At 66.4% G+C, this 20,975-nt stretch carries 20 protein-coding genes; 10 read left to right on the top strand and 10 right to left on the bottom strand.

The annotated features are described in order from the left end of the window. The coding region (locus tag F6X53_RS13270; RefSeq protein WP_151000496.1) for a calcium-binding protein at window positions 1-564 on the top strand (564 nt) is incomplete at its 5' end. Window positions 565-741: 177 nt separating this feature from the next. Here the strand turns inward: F6X53_RS13270 and F6X53_RS13265 are convergent. Next, window positions 742-1,308, bottom strand: coding sequence for a TetR/AcrR family transcriptional regulator (locus F6X53_RS13265; protein ID WP_151000495.1), 567 nt, complete (start codon window positions 1,306-1,308; stop codon window positions 742-744). Window positions 1,309-1,414: 106 nt separating this feature from the next. Between F6X53_RS13265 and F6X53_RS13260 the strand changes: the two genes are divergently transcribed. From F6X53_RS13260 to F6X53_RS13250, 3 genes are all read left to right on the top strand, one after another. Then, window positions 1,415-2,203 (top strand): SDR family NAD(P)-dependent oxidoreductase, encoded by a 789-nt coding sequence (locus F6X53_RS13260; protein ID WP_151000494.1) that lies wholly within the window; start codon window positions 1,415-1,417, stop codon window positions 2,201-2,203. 323 nt (window positions 2,204-2,526) lie between these two features. Continuing rightward, complete coding sequence (locus tag F6X53_RS13255; RefSeq protein ID WP_151000513.1) at window positions 2,527-3,915, top strand: pentapeptide repeat-containing protein; 1,389 nt, start codon at window positions 2,527-2,529, stop codon at window positions 3,913-3,915. Between the two features lie 342 nt (window positions 3,916-4,257). After that, entirely contained in the window at window positions 4,258-4,488 is a 231-nt protein-coding gene (locus tag F6X53_RS13250) for a hypothetical protein (protein ID WP_151000493.1), read from the top strand. Between the two features lie 209 nt (window positions 4,489-4,697). Here the strand turns inward: F6X53_RS13250 and F6X53_RS13245 are convergent, their stop codons facing one another. Further along, entirely contained in the window at window positions 4,698-4,919 is a 222-nt protein-coding gene (locus F6X53_RS13245) for a hypothetical protein (protein WP_151000492.1), read from the bottom strand. A 194-nt stretch (window positions 4,920-5,113) separates the two neighbouring features. Here F6X53_RS13245 and F6X53_RS13240 point away from each other — a divergent pair, with 194 nt between their 5' ends. The 3 genes from F6X53_RS13240 to F6X53_RS13230 all read left to right on the top strand — a co-directional run bounded on the left by F6X53_RS13240 (window position 5,114) and on the right by F6X53_RS13230 (window position 6,929). Continuing rightward, complete coding sequence (locus F6X53_RS13240; RefSeq protein ID WP_151000491.1) at window positions 5,114-5,371, top strand: pilus assembly protein PilZ; 258 nt, start codon at window positions 5,114-5,116, stop codon at window positions 5,369-5,371. A gap of 488 nt (window positions 5,372-5,859) precedes the next feature. Beyond that, a complete protein-coding gene (locus tag F6X53_RS13235) occupies window positions 5,860-6,360 on the top strand; it encodes a hypothetical protein (RefSeq protein ID WP_151000490.1) in 501 nt (166 codons plus the stop codon). Continuing rightward, complete coding sequence (locus tag F6X53_RS13230) at window positions 6,357-6,929, top strand: hypothetical protein (RefSeq protein WP_151000489.1); 573 nt, start codon at window positions 6,357-6,359, stop codon at window positions 6,927-6,929. Before F6X53_RS13235 ends, F6X53_RS13230 begins: the two co-directional genes overlap by 4 nt. Window positions 6,930-7,098: 169 nt before the next feature. On the opposite strand, the gene F6X53_RS13225 is transcribed toward F6X53_RS13230, so the two are convergent. The 6 genes from F6X53_RS13225 to F6X53_RS13200 form a co-directional block, all read right to left on the bottom strand. Further along, the gene (locus F6X53_RS13225) at window positions 7,099-8,181 is read right to left on the bottom strand and encodes a DUF4214 domain-containing protein (protein WP_191970824.1); all 1,083 of its coding nucleotides are present in this window, start codon (window positions 8,179-8,181) and stop codon (window positions 7,099-7,101) included. 464 nt (window positions 8,182-8,645) lie between these two features. Beyond that, a complete protein-coding gene (locus F6X53_RS13220; RefSeq protein WP_151000487.1) occupies window positions 8,646-8,921 on the bottom strand; it encodes an adenylosuccinate synthase in 276 nt (91 codons plus the stop codon). A gap of 226 nt (window positions 8,922-9,147) precedes the next feature. Beyond that, on the bottom strand, window positions 9,148-9,396 hold the full coding sequence (locus F6X53_RS13215) for a DUF6894 family protein (RefSeq protein ID WP_151000486.1): 249 nt from the start codon (window positions 9,394-9,396) through the stop codon (window positions 9,148-9,150). Window positions 9,397-9,722: 326 nt separating this feature from the next. After that, a complete protein-coding gene (locus F6X53_RS13210) occupies window positions 9,723-11,717 on the bottom strand; it encodes a DUF4214 domain-containing protein (RefSeq protein WP_238296322.1) in 1,995 nt (664 codons plus the stop codon). A 731-nt stretch (window positions 11,718-12,448) separates the two neighbouring features. Then, window positions 12,449-12,838, bottom strand: coding sequence for a response regulator (locus tag F6X53_RS13205; protein ID WP_151000484.1), 390 nt, complete (start codon window positions 12,836-12,838; stop codon window positions 12,449-12,451). Window positions 12,839-12,908: 70 nt separating this feature from the next. After that, window positions 12,909-14,855 carry a PAS domain-containing sensor histidine kinase gene (locus tag F6X53_RS13200; RefSeq protein WP_151000483.1) on the bottom strand — a complete coding sequence of 649 codons (1,947 nt, stop codon included), beginning with the start codon at window positions 14,853-14,855 and terminating at the stop codon, window positions 12,909-12,911. Window positions 14,856-15,442: 587 nt separating this feature from the next. Here F6X53_RS13200 and F6X53_RS13195 point away from each other — a divergent pair. Beyond that, entirely contained in the window at window positions 15,443-17,173 is a 1,731-nt protein-coding gene (locus F6X53_RS13195) for an omptin family outer membrane protease (protein WP_244965565.1), read from the top strand. Between the two features lie 37 nt (window positions 17,174-17,210). Here the strand turns inward: F6X53_RS13195 and F6X53_RS13190 are convergent, their stop codons facing one another. Both F6X53_RS13190 and F6X53_RS13185 read right to left on the bottom strand, forming a co-directional pair. After that, on the bottom strand, window positions 17,211-18,293 hold the full coding sequence (locus F6X53_RS13190) for a catalase family protein (protein WP_151000481.1): 1,083 nt from the start codon (window positions 18,291-18,293) through the stop codon (window positions 17,211-17,213). A 477-nt stretch (window positions 18,294-18,770) separates the two neighbouring features. Beyond that, window positions 18,771-19,157 (bottom strand): VOC family protein, encoded by a 387-nt coding sequence (locus tag F6X53_RS13185; RefSeq protein ID WP_151000480.1) that lies wholly within the window; start codon window positions 19,155-19,157, stop codon window positions 18,771-18,773. A 217-nt stretch (window positions 19,158-19,374) separates the two neighbouring features. Between F6X53_RS13185 and F6X53_RS13180 the strand changes: the two genes are divergently transcribed. Both F6X53_RS13180 and F6X53_RS13175 read left to right on the top strand, forming a co-directional pair. Beyond that, on the top strand, window positions 19,375-19,854 hold the full coding sequence (locus F6X53_RS13180) for a hypothetical protein (protein WP_151000512.1): 480 nt from the start codon (window positions 19,375-19,377) through the stop codon (window positions 19,852-19,854). A 41-nt stretch (window positions 19,855-19,895) separates the two neighbouring features. After that, window positions 19,896-20,912: an EthD domain-containing protein gene (locus F6X53_RS13175; protein ID WP_151000479.1), complete on the top strand. Its 1,017-nt coding sequence runs from the start codon at window positions 19,896-19,898 to the stop codon at window positions 20,910-20,912. The last annotated feature ends 63 nt before the right edge of the window (window positions 20,913-20,975 follow it).

The following is a 20,975-nucleotide window of genomic DNA, read 5'->3' as shown; positions in this document are numbered from 1 at the left end:
GGCGGCAAGGGTGACGACACCCTCTACGGCGGGAAGGGCAACGACACCGTCTATGGTGGCAAGGGCGACGACACCATCCACGGCGGAAAGGGTGACGACACCCTCTACGGCGGGAAGGGCAACGACACCGTCTACGGTGGCAAGGGCGACGACACCATCCACGGCGGCAAGGGTGACGACAGCCTCTACGGCGGGAAGGGCAACGACACCATCCACGGTGGCAAGGGTGACGACAGCCTCTACGGCGGGAAGGGCAACGACACCATCCACGGTGGCAAGGGTGACGACACGATCCACGGCGGCAAGGGCGACGACACCCTCTACGGCGGGAAGGGCAACGACACCATCCACGGTGGCAAGGGCGACGACACGATCCACGGCGGAAAGGGTGATGACACCCTCTATGGCGGGAAGGGTGACGACACGATCCACGGTGGCGCGGGCAACGACGTGATCTACGGTGACGGCGCACCAGCGCATCACGGGCAGGAATCCTTCGCGGCTCACCACGAAGCCCCTGCACATGTCGACGCCCACGTGCCGGATATGGGCCTCTTCCACTAGAGCATCCGACAAGGATCAACGAAACCCAGACACACAGGAGGATTTCATCGTCCCGCCAAGCTTGCTTGGCGGGACTTCTTCGTGTCGATCAAGGTTACCGACGCTGATTCATCAAATTACGACTTGCCTGGCGGCTGGCGAACACCTCGAGCCGAGGCACAGCCGAGAAGTCCGACCTCACGGGTGATTGTGCTCATCCCCATTCTGTCGCCCGATCCAGGCACGAGCCTGGGCCAACACCTCATCCGAGAGCTTCGCGTCGTCGCTTATGCGTGCGAGGACCATCGCCCCCACCAGGGTGGCCCAGCTCCCGATGGCGGATTGGCGCCGCGTCTCCGGATCGGCCCCGCCTGCGCCCTCGCTGAGGCGATCGATCTGCCGCCGCAGACCGTCCGTCATCGCCGCGCGAGCCTTCGACGAGTGCCGGATCGTCTCGGCTCCCAACGCCGCCACGGGACAGCCGCCGGCGCGATCCTCACGATGCGCCGCGGACAAATACGCCTCGGCGTATCGGTCGAGGTCGCGCGGCATCGGCGATGCGGTCGCGAGCACGTCCGCGAGGGCAGCCGCGATCAGGTCCTCCTTGGAACCGAAGTATCCGTAGAAACCCCCATGGGTCAGTCCCGCGGCCGTCATCACGTCCGAGACGGTCACGGCCTCGAAGCCGCGCGCGCGGAACAGGCGGCCAGCCGCCGCCAGGATCCTGCGGCGGTTCTCCGCCACCTGCTCGCGACTGACCTTCATGTGCGAACCCTCACCCGCGTTGCGCCGGATCGGCTTGACGCCAAACATGACGATCGTAATGTTTAATCACATGACGGTCGTCATGTTTAGACATAGGAAACCGATCATGACCAGCAAGCCAGCCATTCTCATCACCGGGGCCTCGTCGGGGATCGGCGCCGTCTACGCCGATCGTTTCGCCAAGCGCGGACACGACCTCGTGCTGGTGGCGCGTGACGGCGCCCGTCTCGCATCGCTCGCCGAGCGTCTGCGCAGCGAGACCGGGGTCGCGGTCGATGTCCTGCAAGCCGACCTGACGGCGGCGGCGGATATCGCGCGCGTCGAGGCGCGTCTGCGCGATGACAGCCGAATCGGCGTGCTCGTGAACAATGCCGGGGCGGCCGGCCATGGCGGCTTCCTCGATCAGAGCCCCGATCAGGCAGCGGATCTCATCAACCTCAATGTCACGGCGCTGACACGGCTCGCGCGGGCGGTCGCACAGCGCTTCGTCGAATCGGGAGCCGGCGCCATCGTGAATATCGGCTCCGTGGTCGGCCTCGCCCCCGAATTCAGCATGGCGACGTATGGGGCGACCAAGGCCTTCGTCCTGTTCCTCTCGCAGGGGCTGCATCTCGAGCTCGGGCCGAAAGGGGTCTACGTGCAGGCTGTCCTGCCGTCGGTGACCCGAACCGAGATCTGGGAACGCTCGGGCCGAGACGTCGATGCGCTGCCGGCCGTGATGGAGACGGCCGAGCTCGTCGATGCCGCCCTTGTCGGATTCGACCGCCGCGAGACGGTGACCATCCCGCCGCTGCCCGATTCCGGCCAGTGGGACGCCTTCGATGCTGCCCGCCAAGCCATGGTGCCGAATTTCATGCAGGCCCATGCCGCGGAACGCTACCGCGCGGCGGCCTGAACCTGCGCGCCTGCTGCTCATGCGTGCCCATCCGCGCGGCCGCCCACCTGCCGTGCTCACGGCCGGGGACGGAGCGCAGATGGCGCGGCCCTGAGGCAACGCTCGGCCGCAGAATGAGGGTGCGGTCGAACCGAAGGCGCCGACCCCACGGTTCCTCCGCCGCGATGCGGTTGCCGTGAGGACGGACCCGGCTACTTTCACGGAGACGGATTTCGTGGTGCGCGGCGCGGGCTCTCGCCTGTGCCCGCCACCGCACGGCAGCGGGTGATGAGCGTTCGATGATGAGAGGCGCAGACGAGCCCGTCCTGCCGGCGGGAGGGGGCATGGGCGCGCTCACCGGGGAACCCGCCGAGCCGCAGCTCGATCTCGATCCGCGTATACCCACTCTGCTCGACCGTGTCGGCGCGTCCGGTGACGAGCCGATGCCGGCTGAGAATCCGCGCCTCGACCTCGCGCGCCTGCGCGGGGGCCGCGAGACCCTGTTGGCGACGCTCGACGGCGCATCGTCACCGCCATGGTGGCACGCGGACCAGCGCGGACTGAACCTTGCCGGTTTGCATCTCGGCCGGGCGAATCTCGAAGGCGCGGACCTCTCGGGCGCCATGCTTCAGCGCGCGCACCTGACCGGAATCCTCGGCCGCTCCGCCCGGTTCGATGGCGCGCTCATCGAGGAAGCGGATTTCGTTCGGGCCGACATGAGCGGTGCCGGTTTCCGGGCAGTGGCGGGCGGGCAGGCGAATTTCGGCGAGGCGATGCTGGAGGATGCGGATTTCGCCGACGCATCCCTGCGCTTCTCCCGCTTTCCAAAGGCACTTCTCGACGGCGCGCGGTTTGCCAACGCCGATCTCTGGGGCGCGGACCTCGCGGGCGCGGATGCGGACGACACCGACTTCCGCGGGGCGCGCCTTGACGAGGCGAACCTGAGCGACGTCAACCTGACCCAATCCGACTTCGAGGGGGCCAGCCTCACCAAGGCGCGGCTCGTCGGCTCACGCCTGCGCGGCGCCAACCTGTCCGGCGTGAAGCTCGACGGCGCGGATCTCTCGGGCGCCGATCTGTCCGACACGAATCTCGTCCGGCTCAATCTCTCCTCCTGCAAGCTCACCCATGTGCGCTTTGCCGGAGCCTGGCTCAGCGGCACCCGGATGCGGGTGGAGCAACTCGGCGGCGCCGTCGGCGAGGAGATCGCGGGCGAGTTCGAGGCCGCCCAAGCCAGTTATCTCGCCCTGGAGCAGAATCTCCAGGGCATCGGCAGTCACGAGGCGGCGAGTTGGGCCTATAAGCGGCGCCGGCGCATGGGCCGCTACCTCGCGGGCGCGCAGGCACAGGAGGCCTGGCGCGCGCGAGACGGGCGCGGCCTTCTGCGCCACGGCTATCGCTGGTGCGCGGATCACTTCGTCGAGTGGCTCTGCGATTACGGGGAGAGCCTGTCACGGATCGTCCGCGCCTTCGCGATCCTGATTCTCCTGTTCGCCCTCTGCTACGGCCTCACAGGCGGTCTCGTGCCGGAAGGCAGCGATGGCCATCCCACGCGCAAGCCCCTGGACCTTGTGAGCTATAGCGCGCTGAACATGATGACCGCGAACCCGCCCGAGATCGGGATCAAGCCGATCGGGCGTGTCACGAATCTCCTCGTCGGCTTCGAGGGCGCGGCCGGCATCGTGCTCCTGGGCCTGTTCGGCTTCGTGCTCGGAAACCGCCTGCGCCGCTGACGGATAGGCCTGCCCCGGGCCTGCCCCACGGGAGGGGCGGGGCCATCCCGGAACCGCCGGACGCGCGCCGTCCAGGGTCAGACCACCCACCGCGTCGGCGATGGCCGGCCGACGCGTTCTCGTCCGCGTGGCGTGAAGTTCGGCGCCCGCCTCGCCGGATCCGGTCGAACACGGGCTTCGCCGCCGGAGTCTGCACGATGGATCGCCCTCCGGCGCCGAGGCGGCGAGACAGATGCTCAAGATTTCTCAGTAGCGTGTCGGTTCGGCGAGTCGTATCATGGCAATGACGTCAGGCTAATTCCTCTAGCATTTTATGTATTAATTCGAGATTAGAGCGCTCGTATGATCATCGCTGGCGTCTTGTTCATCGTGGGCGCCGCAATGGGCGGCCGCTATAACATCCTGGCTGCCCTGTTCATGTCGGCGTTGATCGTGGCCGTCTTCGTCACTCTCTGGCTTCGGACCGGCGAGCTCGATGGCATGAAGGCCTTGATCCTGGCGGCCTATCTCTCGGCCTTTCAGGCCGGATACCTCACGGGATCGTACTGGGTCACGCCGCGCGATCCCCAATGAGGCCGCCGGCCTCTCGCTACCAGAACCAGACGAGACGCCCGGTCATCGCCCCGATGACGAACCACCACCCGACGGCCACCGCAATCGACGCGGCAACGACGAACCCGCGCGGTCGCAACCGGCGCCGCCGGGCAAGAACCTGATCCAGCAATCTGACCTCTCGAAGCGCGCGCATCGTCGCGATCTACGGGCCGACCGGGCGTAAGGTTTCAGAGCCGGCCCGGGTCGAACTGCGTAGATGCGTCCATTGCCCTGACGATCAGCGCCATCGCTCGGGTCCGTTCCGATGCCGAGATCGAGCGTGGGTGCTGAAAGTCCGCGGTGATGTTGCGTGCCATGCGCGCGCGATCGTCTTTCTTGAAGGCGAAACCGGCTTGCGACAGCGCCTTCGCACCGGTTTCGTCACAGCGGACACGCCTGTCGTCGGACACGCGGACGATGTCGTGCGCCGGACGCCAACTCAGACCGCCTATCCGGATTGGCGTTCATGCAGCAGATCCTCATGCAATCCTAGGCGTGGATCGTTCTGAGTTCATGGAAGAAATCATACCTTCTAGTTGTGGGATTCCGAAAAAATTAAAGCCCGCCCTCTACTTGTTGATCCGACAACAGGCGGGAGTGCATCGTGGAAACGGAGCGTCGTAAGGCAATCAGGCATGGCTCTTTCCGAATCGGTGAGCTCACCTCGTCGCACTTGCCCGAGCCGGTCGATTGCCTCGTGCGAGATGAATCAGGCATCGGTGCGTTGATCGAGGTCGCCACGTCTTCGGGAATTCCGAACCAGTTCAGGCTTTTCGTGCGAAGCAACAATCTCAACAAGCATTGTGAGGTGGTGCGGCGCACCGCGCACGCGATCGGGGTGCGGTACGTCAAACCGGCATAGAGCAGGGCATCACCCGTTCCTGCCCTCAAACCGGTCCGCGGGTGTGCGCATCTCATGAGATATGTCGCGCATCGTCGCCTGCCTCAGCGCGTTTCACGAACCGGCCGAAATCCGATCGAGGATGCGTAACACGCCGCGGTCAATATTCAGCCAGATTGCCGAGGCTCGGGTCGGTGATGAAGTAGTCTTGATCGAACACCTCGCACTTCACTTGAATTCCGGGGGCGCGAAGGTTGCGCCTTCGGAAGAGTCATTGCACGGTTCAGGCCAGCGCAACGGTCCTTGCGCGTGAGGAAGCTCGCTCCGCATCGATTGTCGAATAGTAGACAGTGTGAACCGAGACACAGCAGCATTGAATCACGGCCCGCATGGTCGAATTGTACAATTTTAAGTTGACTAAAGGTTAACAGCCTGCGCCCTCTCGCATGGAGAGAGACCATTCCGAACGGGAGCGAGACTCCATCGGCAGCGAATGGGGTGAGCCGCAGGTGGATAAGCTCAAGACGTTTCCGTGGGATGCTGTCCTGCCAAGCAGGGCGGACAGCAAGCCGTTCGAGACGGCCCAGGCTGATCATGCGCATCTGACCGGGATGCTACGGCTGATCAATCCCTCAGAGACCATCGAGACGAGCGCTCCGCCCACTCGGCGGTCCTCGCCGCAGGAATGGTCTCACCTGATCGAACGTGTGCGGAGCGCCGCAACCCGCGTGCGCGAAGTCGAGACCGAAGCGCACGAACAGGAATTGCGGGTTCAAGACCTCCTCGAGCGAGTGCGCGAGGACATCGCCAACGCCAATGAGCGCGTCAAGGCGGCGGAGGCGCATACGCGCGAGATCCAGGCCCGCGCGGACGCGCTGCTCAAGGCGGCCGATGAGCGCGTGCGTGCCGCCGAGGAGCGGGCACGGATCGCGGAGGAATGGCTGGGACGCGTCTACGACACCATCGCGAGCGAGTTCGCGTTCGCCCAGCCCGAGAAGCGCTCCGCATGACGCGGACCGCCAGGGAACTGAGCGGAGCGCTGGACGCCATGCTCTTCGGACCGAACCTCGATCTGAGCGGCGACAGCATCGTCATGGGAGCCTCGTCCATGACGGCGCCCGTGCAGAATGTCGTGCCGCTCTTCAGCGAGCCGGAGCCGCGCGACGATGGAGCCGGCGCGACGCCCGTGCTTTCGGACGACGCGATCGAAGCGAATGCTCTGGATGCTGCCGACTGGCCGGGCGCCATCCAACTCGTGCGCGATTTCGGCGCGCGAGTCCGGCGGGCACGCGACCTGGCGCAGGAACTCACGCGGGAGTCGCAATCCCTCGTTCAGCGAAGCCTATCCCAGACCGAGGCGGCGGAGGAGCGTGCACGCGTGGCGACAGCCGCGATCCAAGATGCCATCGCGCGCGCCGAGAAGGCGGAGGAGGCCGCGCGCCTCGCCGAGGCGCGGGCCCAGCGCGCCGAGGCGCAAGCGCAAGCCGCCAAGGCTGCCGAGGCGGAAGCGCGGCTCTGGCTCGGACGGCTCTACGCCAGCCTCAAGGGTGAGTTCGACAGCCTCACGGAGGATCCGTGACCGCTTGCCGGGTCAATGGCGCGATCGCCAATCCGCCCCGCTTGGCTGCGGCGCGCTCCTGATCACGATGCGATCTCCGCCGCCGAGGTGAGGCTTGCCATGCAGGCGGTCCACGGCATCGAGCCGCCAGGGCCGCAGCCTTGGCGGCCTCAGCGTGCTCGCCTGGCGCTCAGGCGATGATCCAGCCCTGCTCGACGCCGATCGGGAAGAATTGCTGCGCTTCCTGGCTCTCCGCGATGCCGATGGCCACATCCGCCCGCGACGTGCCGCCCGCGAGCAGATCCACCCATGCTTGCTGGCCAGCGGGCTCCGGCTCCCGTCCGAGCGCATTCTCGTAGAGCGCATCGACGAACTGGATGTTCGTGAGCGGCGTCGGATTCGCCTGAGCGTATTCGGGGGAGTCCAGAAACTGCTGGGCGACGCTCGACAGACTCGCGCCATTCCCCAGCACATTGGCCCAGCTCTGCAATCCCTCGGTGTCCGGTGCGCGGTCGAGCAGGCCGACATAGAGCCGCGCCGCATCGGCGGTGTTCGGATCAACCACCGGCAGGAACACGCCGTTGGCAACCGGCAGAACCGGGATGTAGCCACCCTCGCCATTGACCTCGTAGTCGCTGTGAGCCCCCTGGCCATCGACCACGTTCAGGCCGTGGATCTGGAACTCGCGCCCGGCGATCCGATCTTGCAGGTTCTGGAAGATCGCCTGTTCGTCCGGGTTGGTCAGGTCGAACTGGTATTCCTGGTGGAAGCGCAGATTCCCGCTGGCATCGGCCGTCGGGAAATCGTCCGATAGCTCTTCGTTCGTGACCATCCCGGAGGCTGTGCCGCTCAGGATGACCGGGCCGACGACGTCGGCCCCCTCGGGATCCTCGACGAAGCCGTCCAGATCCGTGTCCAGCGTGATGTTGGGCAGCAGGGACGGGGTGTCGTCATCGAAACCATGGATGTGCTGCGGGTGGATCTCGTTCGGGGTGAGGCCGCTCGCGACGACGTCGAGGGTCACCGTCCCGGCCGCTTTGTCGATCTGAACGATCGCTTGTCCACTGACTCCTGAATTGTTGGAGGGGTTCAGGACGGCGATGACCGTTTCGGTCGCGTTGGCCACAGCTGGGACGACGGGCCGCTCCTCCGTGACCGGTCCGGATCCGTCCGGGGCGAGCGTGTAGGGCGCCTGGAGCAATAGGCGTTCCTGCTCCTCCTGGGGCGTCACCAGCAGGAAGCTTTGATAGAAGGCGGTAGGATCATATGCCATTTTTGCCTCCTCCCTGAGTGGAGGAGCGCATCTAGGAAGCGCCGGAGGCGGCGACGCATCTGCGTAGTTTATGACTAATCCTTTCGGATTATGAGACATGTGGACACAGAGCTCGAACCACATACCCACGGGCGTATGCGCCGCGATTACGCGATTTAATTCGCCGCCCATCGACTTCAGGCTGATGTCTCACAGCAGGATCAGATCGGGAGACTTCCAGACCCGGCCGCGGTTTTTTAACCTATGACAATCTGATGTAGGACTCTGATCGCTGCTCGGAATCCGCCGGCCCTCGCGTCACGGCAAAGCCCAGCCTGAGCCCGCCCGCCCGCTGAAACAGCGCAGGCCGCGGATCACCGCATGGAGATTGTGGCGCCAGCCCGTCGCCGATGCGCCCCCGCCCGATCGGCTTGGCTCAGTCACGATGCGTTTGCCGCCGCGCGCGCAGCGCTCCAGGCGTTGCGTCAGGCTGGGCCAACCTCGAATTCCATTCCGCGGCCAGGGCCCTGATCGGAATAATCCACCAGATGATAGCCTCGATCGCTCAGAACCGCGTCGATGATGTCGCGGTGCCTGCGGAACATCTGGCCTATCGCGAGCGGAGTCAGGCGCGGGTTGCCCTGCCTCAACCGGCCGATCCCGATCCGCAACGGGGCTCCGTCGGCGTCGGCCGCGCGGACGATCGCCGATGCCAAAGCGGCGGCCTTCGTCTCCGCCGAGGATTTCGGTTTGAACGGCATGTCGTCTCTGTCCTCTGCTGCCGGGTGCGGTGAGCCCCTCGCAAAAATCTTCCGGTCCTGCGCGCGGATCGCCACGCCCCCCGATATTCGTCCCCTCATCGGCCACGATCCTGAACGCGGCCGAGCCACGCGCCGTTGGGCGTGATTGTCTCCCGATCCCAAGCATCCTTGCTTCGGCATGGAGCACTGAGCTCACATCGTCGTCTTCCGGCGATCGTGGATTGGCTCAGGCTGCCTGCCTGACCGTATCGGCATCATCGAAGGCCAGCGTCAGAACGTGCCGGCCGCGGGAATCGTGCACGTCGACGATCCAGTCGGACCAATCGAGCCGAGAGCCGCAGCCCTCCATCACAGCACGCGCGGCCCGCGCGGCCGCGGCATGCACATCGTCGCGCGTGCGCAGGTCATTGCCGCTCAGATCGAGCACCGCGTCCTCGCCGTCTGTACAATGGAAGTGGTAATGCCCCGCTGGCATTGGCGTTCTTCCTTGCTGTCCACATTCGTTCACAGGGGCGGACGTTCCGAACCGAGCCGAGGTCAGTGCGCCCGCGCATTTGTTCACTTTCTGTTCTTATAAGGATTCGGTGCGCGGGCGTCCATCGAATCGGCGAATTCGCCGCGGGATCACAAGCGCAGGAATGAGCGGAAGGCGCTCTTGCGTGGCTCTCCCGGAACACCCCGAAACCGCCGGCGAGTTTTGCCGATCAACAGACCGGGCGGCAGCAGCCCGGGGTCGGTCATCTCGACCGCAGGCACATGGTGCTCGCAGCCCGCAGATCGGCAGGGCAGCGTCCTCGTGCTTCAGACCAGGTGCCATCCGTCCTCGACATTGCCGACGAGGTGGGCCTGCGCCTCCTGGCTCTGCGCGATCCCGAGCGCCACGTCGGCGCGCGAGGCGCCGTGCGCGAGGGCGTCCTGCCAGTAGCTCAGACCGGCCGTGTCGGCGTGCCGGCCCAACGCGCCCTCGAAGACCTCGTCCACGTATTGCGCGTTCGTCAGGCTGGCGTGGCTGGCGGCATATTCCGGCGAGGCCAGCATCGCGTTCGCGACGCTCTTCAGCGCCTGGAGCGCACCAGCGCTCCCGCCCGTGGCAGAGCCTTGCGCCACTACGGCGCCGAAGCTCTGCAGCCCGGCCGCGTCCGGCGCACGCTCGAGCAGGCCGTAATAGAGGCGTGCCACCGCCGTCTCCGAGACATCGCCCACGAACACGCCCGCCTCGAAGACCGGCTTGAGCACGGCCTGTGCCTCGGCCGAGGTCGCGACCTGCACGGCCACCTGCGCCTGGCTGACGCCGTGGGCCAGCGCGTCGGTGAAGAAGGCGAGGCCCCCCGCATCCGCGGAGCGGTTGAGCAGATGCATGTACAGGCTCTCCACGAACGCGGTGGTGCTGGCCGCTTGCGGGCCGTGCTCCGGTGAGGTCAGGAGCGCCTGCGCGATATCCGCGAGGCTCATGCCGGTCTTGAGCGCCTGGGTGAAGCCTTCCAGGCCGAGCGGATCGGGGGCTCGGTCGAGAACGGCCTCGTAGAGCGCGTAGACGCTCCCGGCCTGGCTCGCGGTGCTGTGCTCGACGGAGCCGAACAGGTTGAGGATCGCATCGCTCGGGCGCGTGACGTCGGTGAGCACGACATCGTTGCCGTCGCCGCCGTGGTAGCAGATCTGGTAGCTGCGCGCGCCGAGGCTGAGGCTTGCCCCCTCGCTCAGCCCCGCGAAGGTGCCGGAGACCGCATCCGTCCCATCATTGTCGATGAACACGAAGCTGTCTCCGCGCTTCGAAACGAAGCCCGCATACGCCGTCGCATCGAGAGTTGCACCGCCGAGGCTGACGCCACCCGACACGGTGAGCTGATCGAATTGTCCGGCCCCTGTGCCACCGAGCTCTTCCTTGAGCACCGCGCCGGCCGCGAGGCGAAGATCGCGGGTCGCGAGCGCGCCCGGCGAGTGACCGGGCGAGAGGACGCCGCCAGCCTCGATCGTGACCGCGCCGACGCTGCCAAGGCCGCCCAGGACGGCTCCATTCTTGACCGTGACGGGCGAGACGATGGAGCCGTCGACGGTGAGCCGGCCCGCCTCGACCGTGGTCGCGCCCTGATACGTATTCGTGCCCGTGATCACGAGCGTCCCGGCGCCGCCTTTCTGGACGGAGCCGCTGGTCTGACTGTCGAGCGTGACGACCTGACCGACCCCTGGATTTTGGACGATGGCGGGCCCGCTGCCATTTCCGGCGTTCTGACCATTACCGCCACTTAAGAGGGACAACGTATAGCCGATCTGAGCCTGCCCGATATTGCCCGCGGCATCCGTGCCCGATGCGGTGATGAGATGGCTTCCCGGGCTCGCCAGCGTGACGGATGCCGTCCAGGTTCCGCCGGCGCCAACCGTCGCCGTTCCCAGTCGCACCGTGCCCTCCTGAAGCACGATCGTGGTGCCGATATCCTCTATGCCGACCGTGCCGGAGATCGTCTGCGTCGCTTGCGTGACGAGCCCGCCCGCAGGCCCGATCGAAACCGACGGGGCGAGCGTGTCGATAGTCAGCGTCTGGGGACTGGTCTGTGCGACGATGCCGGCCGCGTCACGTGTGCTGGCCTGGATCGTATAGGTGCCGTCGGTCAGCGCTGCAGCCAAGGACGCGTTGGCGCCGCCCGCCGTTCCACGCGCATCGACGCGAAATGCGTAGAAGTAGCCACCGATGCCGTCGGCCTGAAGAAACACGGTCTTCGGCTCAATGGCGGGTTTGTTCTCTGCGCCGAAGGTTACCGCAACCCCGAGCATGGTGCTGAAGCTTGCGCCCGTGACCACGCCGCCCAAGCGAAATCCTTGCGCGAATTGCGCCGCATTCAAGTAGGCCGCCTGGCTTCCGGGACTTGTCGAGAGGGGCTGATTCCCGGTCGGGTTCGCCGCCGTGCTGGTCCCGCTGGAGAGCGCCAGACTGATCGTGGGCGCCGCACTGCCAAGACCTGATGCCATTGTCTCACTACCGATTGGAATGATTCAGCGCGTGATTTGTATTCTGAGCAAGTGGATGACGTCAGATCATTCGCACCGGAAGCACTGCATCGCGCCCGGTCGAATTCTCGCCACACCCCGATCCGGTTCAACTCGCCTCCGCTGATGGCCGATTTAAGGCGTGACTACTTTTGCAATTCGCTGAAATAAAATTCATGCGTCGGCCTGAACGTTGAATTTCTGCAATCGATACAGCGAAGTTTGTGACGATACATCTGGCCGCTGAAACCCTGCGCGGACGAACCTGCAAAGAGCTGATCCTCGACGATCGTGTCGCCCTCGACGAATGCAAACTTTCGTCCAACAGGATCGATGATCTTGCAGATCCAGGCCGCCCAAGACCGAAAAACGAGATCACTCCGCTTGGCACAGCGTCGAAAGTTTGAGATCACCCTGGATTTGCGATGCGATCATCTCGCGCCAAGTTTGCCGACGCTCGGAAACAGGCCGCGAACGGCCCCAAAGCCGGGCCCGCTGCGGCAGGATGGGGGTCGCGCCTCAAGCGGACATGCGGGGGTTTGACGTCAGGGCATCGGGTGAGCGGCGACGAGTTCCTCGACAGCGCGGACCAACTCCGCTTCCACGTAGGGCTTCTCCAGCCGCGGCCGGTCGTCGTAGCTATGTCCTTGCGAGACCCGGATGTCGCCGGTGGCAAACAGGTAGGGCACGCCCAGCGCGCCGAGCCGGTCGGCAATCGGGAGAGCCGTTCGCTTGTCGCCAAGGTTGAGATCCAGCACCGCCGCGTCGATGCGGTCATCCCCGATCAGGGTCAGCGCCTGCTCCGCGCTCGGCACGGGTCCGACCACCTCAGCACCGGCGCGTCGCAGCCAGCGCTTGACCTCGGCCGCGATGAGGTACTCATCCTCGACCACGAGAATACGTCGGCCATCAAGCGGCCTGGCAATATCGGACATGAACGCTCCTCGTGCAGGCTGCCGAACTCTAGCAGGTTCACAGCCTCGGACGGATCAGCATTCTGGCAGGTCAGGTGATCGGCATCTCGATCCGGCAGCGCACACCGTCCTCGCCGAAGATGTAGTCGACCTGGGCTTCGAGCGCGTAGGCCAGAGCTTCCTGTATCAACTCGGTCCCGTAGCCACGCCGCATCACGGCTTCCGGCTGCAGGACAACGCCGCTCTCGATCCAGTCAAGGGCCACGCGGCGGCACTCTCGCCTGTCCCGGACGATCTCCCAGGTCACGGCAAGCCGGCCGGTGCTGTCCTTCAGCGCTCCGTACTTCGCGGCGTTGGTCGCCAGTTCATGCAGGGCAAGCGCGAAGTTCTGCACCTGGCGCGCAGTCAGATGCACCTCGGGGCCGCCGACGCGCGCCCGTCTCGATCCGTTCACGGTGTGGGCGGCAAGTTCGGCTCGCACGAGGGCGCCGACCTCGACGCTGTCGCTTCCGTGCTGGCTGAGCAAGGCCTGGGCGCGACTGAGGGCCTGCAGGCGCTCCTCGAACGCATCGACGGAGCCGCCCTGACGCAGCGTCCGTCCCGCGACGGCGGCCACCACGCCGAGCAGGTTGCGCGCACGGTGCTGCAGCTCGTTGACCAGCACCTCCTGGCGCCAGGTCGCCGCCTTCTCCTCGGTGATGTCTCGGCCAACACCGCCGAGCCAGCAAACCCGCCCCGCGGCGTCGCGCATCGGGAAGTCCGTGTTGCGCAGCCAGCGCACCAGGCCATCGCTGGGCCGCCGGATGCGGTACTCGAACGAGGCGCGCTCGCCCGCGCGCACGCTCTGGATGCTGTCGAGGGCGGTCTGACGGTCGTCCGGCACGATCAGGTCGAGCCAGCCCGTCATGTTGTTGCCACGCAGCGCCGTCTTCCGATCGAGCCCGTAGATCGTCTCGAAGGCCGGCGTGAGATACACCCACTGCAGGGTCTCGCTATCGCGGATCCAGAGGACGTCCGAGGAGGCCTCGCCGAATTGCTGCAGGCGCTCCTCGCTCTCGCGCAGAATGCGCTGCGACTGCCGCTGGTCGATCAGGTCGGCGGCTTGGCGCGCGAGCAGGTCGAGGTAGCGCAATTGCCGTTCACTCGGGCGGTGCCGGGATGTCCGCCAATGCGTGTTCAGCATGCCGAGCGGAGTGCCCGTGCGCGACACCAGCGGCGTGGCCTGTGCCGAGCCGTAACCGGCCTCGGCATGCAGGACAGATGCCTCTTCCGTGTCATCGTCGCCGAAGTCGATGAAGGTGCGCTTGCTCGTCCTCAACGCGATGCCGCAGGCGGTTCGGCTGCCCGCATCGACGCGGTGGAAATGATCGGTCATCGCGCGTTCGAAATTCCGGGCCACGAGCAGCACGAGCGACTTTGTCTCCGGATTGTAGACCTGAACCGTTCCCGCATGCGCCTGCATGACGGCGATGGCGGCCGAGAGGATCTCCTCGTAGATCGTCTCGACGTTCTCCTCCGTCACCAGACGGTCCGCGAGGTCGCGCAGGAGATTGGCGGTCGTGAGATCTGCCGCGAGCGTCTCCTCGCTCGCGCGCAGCGCCGCCTCGGTCCGCACGCGGGACCCCACCTCCGTGCCGGTCATGTGCACGTAGGCGACCGTGCCGTCGGCCTCACGCACCGGCATCAGCAGGGCATCGAAGATATCGGCGGCGTTGCCCTCGCCGCGCGTGTCGAGCGGTTGCCCGGTGACATGCACGGTCTCACCCGCGAAGGCACGCGCGTAGAAAGGCTCGACGGTTGCCCAGCCCTCCGGGAAGGTTTTGGGAAGCGGACGGCCGAGGGCGGAGGGATGCCGATCGCCGTAGAGCCGCGCGGCAACATCGTTGTAGATCAGGATGCGAGCGGAGCCGCAGACGAGCGTCGCGACGAGCGGGCTTGCAAGCACCTGCTCGACCATGAGCTTGAGGCGGTCCGACCACCCCTCGGCGGGACCGAGCGGCGTGGCGCCCCAATCCTGCGCGCGAATACGCCCGGCCATCTCTCCATCGCCACTCGGCCAAACCGATAAGGTTCTGTTGCCGTTCAACGTTCCGCCCTATGCTACCGCCTCGCGCTATCCTTCGCGCAGATTGGGGCGGACGGCCAGCAAGCCAGCGCGGTTTGTCCTGATCCTGCCCGCCATTCCGATGCGGCTTGACCAGATGGACCCTCTGAGGCGCGGACGACCGCCGTCTCGCGCATGGTCCCGCCTCCTCCTGGCGCTCGCAAAGTGCGGAGGCCCTGGCGCGGTCGCATGACCACGTCCGTGCGGATCCGGCCCAGCATTTCGGCGCCCGGTGCCGCTTTCCCTCAGGGAGGTCGGACGGCTCGTGAGTTGCGGCACCGGTGCAGCCTCACGATCCCGCATTTGTGATTACGGTCCTAATTCCTTGCAGAAATAGGATATTCTCCATCTCAGAGAACCATCGTCCCACGCCGCATCGCATTGAGGTCGCGTGGATTGCAATCTGGCGACAGACGGTGCGCAAGCCTCGACCTATACTGTTCAGCACAAGAACCGTGATCCACTTTGTGGAGCCCACCGTGCGATCCCTGCTTGTTGCACTACCGATCGCCGGCTTGACCGTGGGCGTCCTCGCGGCCGACTTGCCGCGCCAGGAGCCGTCGCCGGCGGTGGCGGTCCCGCTCTTCACCTGGTCCGGCGCCTATAGCGGCCTGTTTGCCGGCGCCGGCGGCTTTGAGAACAGGACAAGCCCCGTCTGCATCGGCGCCGATGGCCAATCGGGCGGCCTGGCCTGCCCGATCCGCTCACCCTCGTCGCGCCAGGCCGGGGATTTCATCGCCGGAAGCGAGATCGGCTACGATCATCAGGTCACGCCGGAATCGGGCTTCATCGTCGGTGCGGCGGCGGATTACCAGTTCACGCCCATCCGCTCCTACAGCATCCAGACGGGTGATTTCCGGCAATCGGGCGTCCCGGGCGCCTTTTTCCCCGAGGGTATCTACCATGCTGGCCAGCGCCTGGACTGGCTCGCCACCGCCCGCGCCAAGGTCGGCTACGCCTTCGATCGTGTCTTCCTCTACGCAACAGGCGGCGTTGCCCTCGGGGATGTCCGGATCGACACGAACACCACCGCGAATGCGGGTTTGAATTTCGAGCGTGTGAACCGTCCCGATTTCGACGGCCGGAAGGGCAATCTGCGGATCGGCTATGTCGCGGGCGGCGGCGTGGAATACGCGATCAGCCCGCATCTCTCGGCGAAGGGCGAGATTCTCTACTACGACCTCGGCGACGCGAGCGTCATCAGCCGGGACGCCAGTGGCCGCTTCCCCCGTCTGGCCGTCGGCAGCCGTGCCGAGATGAGCGGCGTGCTCGGACGCGTCGGACTCAATTATCGCTTCAACAACGATGGCCTCCCGTTCATCGGTCCGATCACCGACGTCGCGCGGGCGCTCGCCGATCCGGCGGCCTACGTGCCGCCGGTCGCGCAGGTTTGGGATTTCGAGATCGGCACGCGCTACCTCTACAGCTCGGGCAGCGTCCGCAAGTCGCTCTACAGGCCGATCGATCAGACGATGATCTCGCGCCTGACCTATCGTGACTTCGACGCGCATTCCGGCGAAACCTTCGCCCGCCTCGAACACAATCCGACCGGCCTGTTCGCCAAGGGCTTCCTGGGCTCCGGTTTCGTGACATCCGGCGGCCGGCTCAACGACGAGGATTTCCCGCCGATCCGGGGCAACATCTACTCGAACACGATTTCCAAGATCCGGACTGGCGACATCGCCCTCGCGGCGGTCGATGCCGGCTACAGCGTCCTGCGCGACGAGACCTACAAGCTCGGCGCCTTCCTCGGCTACCAGTATTACGCGGAGCGCGCGAACGGCAACGGCTGCGTCCAGATCGCCACGAACCCGAGCATCTGCCCGCGCGAAGTCCCGAACAGCATCCTGGGACTGACCCAGGATAATCACTGGCATGCATTGCGGGTCGGTCTTGCCGGCGAGGCGCGCTATGACCGCTTCAAGGTGTCGCTCGAAGGCGCCTATCTCCCGGTCGCGGCCCTTGCCGCCTACGACCGGCACTGGCTGCGCCCCGAGATCAACGCGCAACCCGAGCATGGCAACGGCAACGGCTACTTCCTGGAGGGCGTGATCTCCTACGATCTCACCCCGGTCCTCAGCGTCGGCGTCGGCGCCCGCTACTGGCAAATGTCGGTTGGCCGGCAGAATGGCACGGCACGGTTTCCCGATCTGACCGAGCCGGCGAAGTTCTCCAGCGGACGTTACGGCGCCTTCGCCCAGATCTCCTACCGCTTCACCGATCCGGATCTCGGCCCGCTCGTCGCGCCATAGCGCCGCTGGCCGCGAGGCGCGGACCTGGCCGCCGCGATCAGCCTCCGGCCGCGGGCTCATGGATCGGGCAGCCATTGAAGTTCTGCCGGAATTCAGCCGAATGCTTGTACGGGTCCTTGCGTGCCCGATTGATGTTGCCGAGCGGCCGGTGGGCGGCAAGCCCGGTCCAGACTGCGAAACGCATGCGCTCGTCCACGGCAGCGACCCGCTCCTCGTCCCAGCTGTCCTGCGGACGAACCGTGATGGTGGCAACGCACGCGAACGGCGCCTCATCCTCCTCCCACGCGACCGTCGGATCCTCCACCGGCTGCCGTTCGAGGTCGCGGCAGAGCTGGACCCGGAGCTCCCAGACACCCTCGATGCCGGCGATCTCGGATTGCACCGTCTCGCGGATCGCGTTGGGGCGACCGGAGGCGTCGATCTCATGGCCGGTCAGCGCCGTGAGCCCCGGAGCGATGGGGGCGAGCGAGAACTTGGCAATGTGGTCGCCGTACCGGAACGGGGTGACGCTGTAATAGGTCTCGCCGAGCGGGTCGACATTCGGCGCACCGCCGAGCGCGCCGACGGTCGGGCTCTCGATGCCGACCGCCTGCAGCGCCTTGTTGACCCCGCGCAGGACGGTCGAGGCCGCGACCTTCAGGCCCTCGATCCGGTCGGTCGTCCTGGCGTGCAGCTTGAGGCTGCCCAGGAATTTCTCCGCGTTCGGAGCCTGGAAGATCTTGCCGTTGACCATGACGAAATCCTGGTTCGTGCCCTCGGCGTCCGGCAGCCTCTCGCCCGCTACGTCCAGCACCTTGATCGCGAGACCGCGCGGCAGGGAGACCGCGTCGGGCAGGATGTCGCCCGCATTCGTCGACAGGCGCATGTAGACCTTGTGCTCGCCGGGACGGGCGAACAGGCCCTGCGCGAGTTCCGGCGGCAGGCCTGGCCGGATTGTCAACGTGCCCTCGAGGATGCCGTGGGCCTTGGCGTGCACGGAGCGCACGGCGTGACCGGAGTCCTTCGCGACCCTCTCCAGAATGGTGTCGAAGGTCGCGTTCAGCCCCGCGATGGTCCGCGCCTCGTTGGGCTTCACGTCCTCGACGTCGTGGCTGTAGCGGACAGGCGCGCGCAAGGTCATCGAATTTCCCTTCGTGGGGCCGGGGTGAACCGCGCTCCGGGGCGGGCGTTCCGGATTGCCCCCCACTCAAATGCGCATGATCGATCGCGCGGGAACGTCGCTCCACGCCGGTGCTTGTCGCAAGCGGGCGCATCGAGGGCACCCGCAGGCTCTTCAAAACGGCACCGGCCTGCGCCCGCAAGGTCGGACGAACGCCATCCTGATCGCGCCGCGAGGGGATAGCCCAGACGGAATTCGCACGGCGCGTCACCATTCCCTCGAACGGCCAGCCCGCGTTGAGCTGAGCACGTTGTCGGGCGCCCGGGCTTCCGGCTGCCGAGCGGCCTCTGCGCGGCTGGCACGCGGGATGGCGTATCGGACGAACGCGCGCCCGAACAGGATGAGCGAGCGCCGCGGCGTGACGGGGTTGGGCGCCGCGATCCGGCACGCCCTCGGCGCTGCAGACAGACGCGTCGCGAGCGCCGTTCCGTATTCAGCCTAAATGCTGGCCGATCGTTGCAGCAACTCGATGGTCACGCCATCAGGTCCCTTGATGAAAATCGTGCGGAGGTTCGGATTCACATCATTGATGCCAGAGGTGATCTCAACCTGATGGCGCCGGACATGCGCATAGGCAGCCTCGATATCATCGACCGCGAGACCGATATGCTCGATTCCGAGATGTGGCGGAACTGACGGGGGCGTTGTGCCATCCGGAGCCTGCTCGATGAAGATCGTCACGCCGCCGAGGCTGATCGTCACGCGGCTCACGACCGGTGAGCCATCGCGGCGAATTTCACGGGCATCGAAGATATCGACGTAGAATTGTGCCGCCGCGACAGCATCGCTGCTACGCAGGTGAATATGATCGTAACGGTACTTCATGGGCGATAATATCCTTCTCGGCCGGGATGCTGCCCGCGTCGAGCGCGGACTTGACCGTAATCCGAAAACCGACGCGCTTCGCCAACCCACGCCGCTTCAGCAACTGCTGCGACCCATCTCAGGCACAGTCGCACAGCCCCATTTCACCCCTGCCGGAACAGTGGCCGTTGGCGCCGCCTTGTACCCGCGAAGACATCTTCAAAATGGGGCAGGCCGGATGCAGAGTTATGCGACGTCGTTCGGGATCGGGTTCGTGGCTGGGATGCGCAGCATGACGGCCTGTGCCGCCTTGACCTGGGCCGCCGCGGAGGGTCGGACCCGCGGTGGCTCGATCCCGGCCGGAACCGGTGCCCGCGTCCTCACCACGGCGGCGGCCTTGGCCGAGATGGCAGGCGACAAGATGCCGTTTGCCCCCGACCGTCGCATACCGCCGTCTTTCGCCATCCGGCTCGCGATCGGCGCGGTTGGCGGCTGGGCGTTGGCCGGGCAGCGCGCATCACCGGCGAGCGGAGCCTTGGCGGGTGTAGCAGGCGCAGTGGTCGGCACGTTTCTCGGCCGGGCCGCGCGGGGTCCGGATTCGCGGACAAATTCCGGCCGCGCCAAGGGCCTCACGGAGGATGCCGTGGCAGTCGGTCTCGCCGTCTGGGTGGTCGCTTCCGCCGAGCCACAGCGCGAAGCAGTCCCGGCCGCGTCCTGAACCTCGGCGCGGCACGGCGCTTTCCTCTCAAAGGAGCCCGCATGAATGCCAAGATCGAAGCGCCGGAGCTTGCCCGCTCGGACATCCTGCAGCGGCCGCCACACGGGCGCATCGTCGGCTCCACCACCAAGCCGCTGGTCGTGACGCCGACCTTCGTCTCGCGCACCGACGCCACGGCGGAGGACGAGCGCCCGCACGATGTCGGCTCCGGGGTCAACCGCGCCGGGCAGGAGGTGGCCCACCCGGACCGGCACCCGAGCGCGCTCGCCCTCGAGCCCGACCCGAACCGCGCCTTCGAGCATTGGGACGAGTATTGGCGCAAGGTGCACGGCCCGAAATTCGCCTACCGTGAGCCCGGCACCGCGAACGACAAGGTGTTGCGCTACGACCAGGTGCATCGGATCGCCTCCGGCCCCTCATCCGCCTTCCGTCCGCCCTACCGGGCCATGGTCGATGCCAACGGCAAACTCGTCGCCGACCCGGCGGCCCGCGTTCCGGCCTACCGGCGCCCGCTTTGGGACGGGTTCGCCTACATCGCCTACGAAACCGAGGCGGACATCGAGGCCGTGCTCGGCCAGGAGCAGTACGCGAAGCGCATCATCGCGGACGAGCGCACGGCGTTCCGCATGGTGACCCGCGAGGTGGCGCGCGAGTACATCGTCATCCCGAGCGCGCGGCACCGCGACCCGGTCAGCCTCGTGAAGATCCACCGCCGGCGGGCCGCGTTCTCGCGCGAGGCCTTTCAGGAGCGCTGGCTCAAGGAGCACGCCGATTTCGTGGCGGGGAAAGCCGCGACGTCGGAGTACGTGCGCCGCTACGCCCAGTTGCACCCGTTCGGCTCGACCGAGGAGGACCCCGAAGGCTCGAAGATCGACGGCATCTCGGTCCTGTCCTTCGCCTGTCTCAACGACGTCGAGGATTACCTCGTCACGCCCGATTATGCGGCCATCGAGGCGGCGGAGGCGGAGCTGACCGAGCCGGAAGCGTCGGAGTTCTGGACCGCGGTGACCTATAGCGTGATCAACCGCCTCGCGCCCGAGCGCGCCACCGACCGCTGAGGCGGGCCCGGAGGCCCTGACGCCGGCCGGCGCGACACCGGTTCGCTCAAGCCATAGCGACGG

Origin of the sequence: Methylobacterium soli (assembly GCF_008806385.1) — a bacterium.
In the GTDB taxonomy this organism is placed as follows: Bacteria; Pseudomonadota; Alphaproteobacteria; order Rhizobiales; family Beijerinckiaceae; genus Methylobacterium; species Methylobacterium soli.
Note: the sequence above shows the minus strand (reverse complement) of the source record. Positions and strands in the feature narration are given on the sequence as shown.

Bases quoted from the DNA above. Each gene is read 5' to 3' on its own strand.
- F6X53_RS13175 (WP_151000479.1), top strand. From the start codon at position 19,896: ATGAATGCCAAGATCGAAGCGCCGGAGCTTGCCCGCTCGGACATCCTG.
- F6X53_RS13230 (WP_151000489.1), top strand. From the start codon at position 6,357: ATGACGCGGACCGCCAGGGAACTGAGCGGAGCGCTGGACGCCATGCTC.
- F6X53_RS13215 (WP_151000486.1), bottom strand. From the start codon at position 9,396: ATGCCAGCGGGGCATTACCACTTCCATTGTACAGACGGCGAGGACGCG.
- F6X53_RS13260 (WP_151000494.1), top strand. From the start codon at position 1,415: ATGACCAGCAAGCCAGCCATTCTCATCACCGGGGCCTCGTCGGGGATC.
- F6X53_RS13200 (WP_151000483.1), bottom strand. From the start codon at position 14,855: ATGGCCGGGCGTATTCGCGCGCAGGATTGGGGCGCCACGCCGCTCGGT.
- F6X53_RS13185 (WP_151000480.1), bottom strand. From the start codon at position 19,157: ATGAAGTACCGTTACGATCATATTCACCTGCGTAGCAGCGATGCTGTC.
- F6X53_RS13220 (WP_151000487.1), bottom strand. From the start codon at position 8,921: ATGCCGTTCAAACCGAAATCCTCGGCGGAGACGAAGGCCGCCGCTTTG.
- F6X53_RS13265 (WP_151000495.1), bottom strand. From the start codon at position 1,308: ATGAAGGTCAGTCGCGAGCAGGTGGCGGAGAACCGCCGCAGGATCCTG.
- F6X53_RS13190 (WP_151000481.1), bottom strand. From the start codon at position 18,293: ATGACCTTGCGCGCGCCTGTCCGCTACAGCCACGACGTCGAGGACGTG.
- F6X53_RS13255 (WP_151000513.1), top strand. From the start codon at position 2,527: ATGGGCGCGCTCACCGGGGAACCCGCCGAGCCGCAGCTCGATCTCGAT.
- F6X53_RS13225 (WP_191970824.1), bottom strand. From the start codon at position 8,181: ATGGCATATGATCCTACCGCCTTCTATCAAAGCTTCCTGCTGGTGACG.
- F6X53_RS13205 (WP_151000484.1), bottom strand. From the start codon at position 12,838: ATGTCCGATATTGCCAGGCCGCTTGATGGCCGACGTATTCTCGTGGTC.
- F6X53_RS13180 (WP_151000512.1), top strand. From the start codon at position 19,375: ATGCAGAGTTATGCGACGTCGTTCGGGATCGGGTTCGTGGCTGGGATG.
- F6X53_RS13250 (WP_151000493.1), top strand. From the start codon at position 4,258: ATGATCATCGCTGGCGTCTTGTTCATCGTGGGCGCCGCAATGGGCGGC.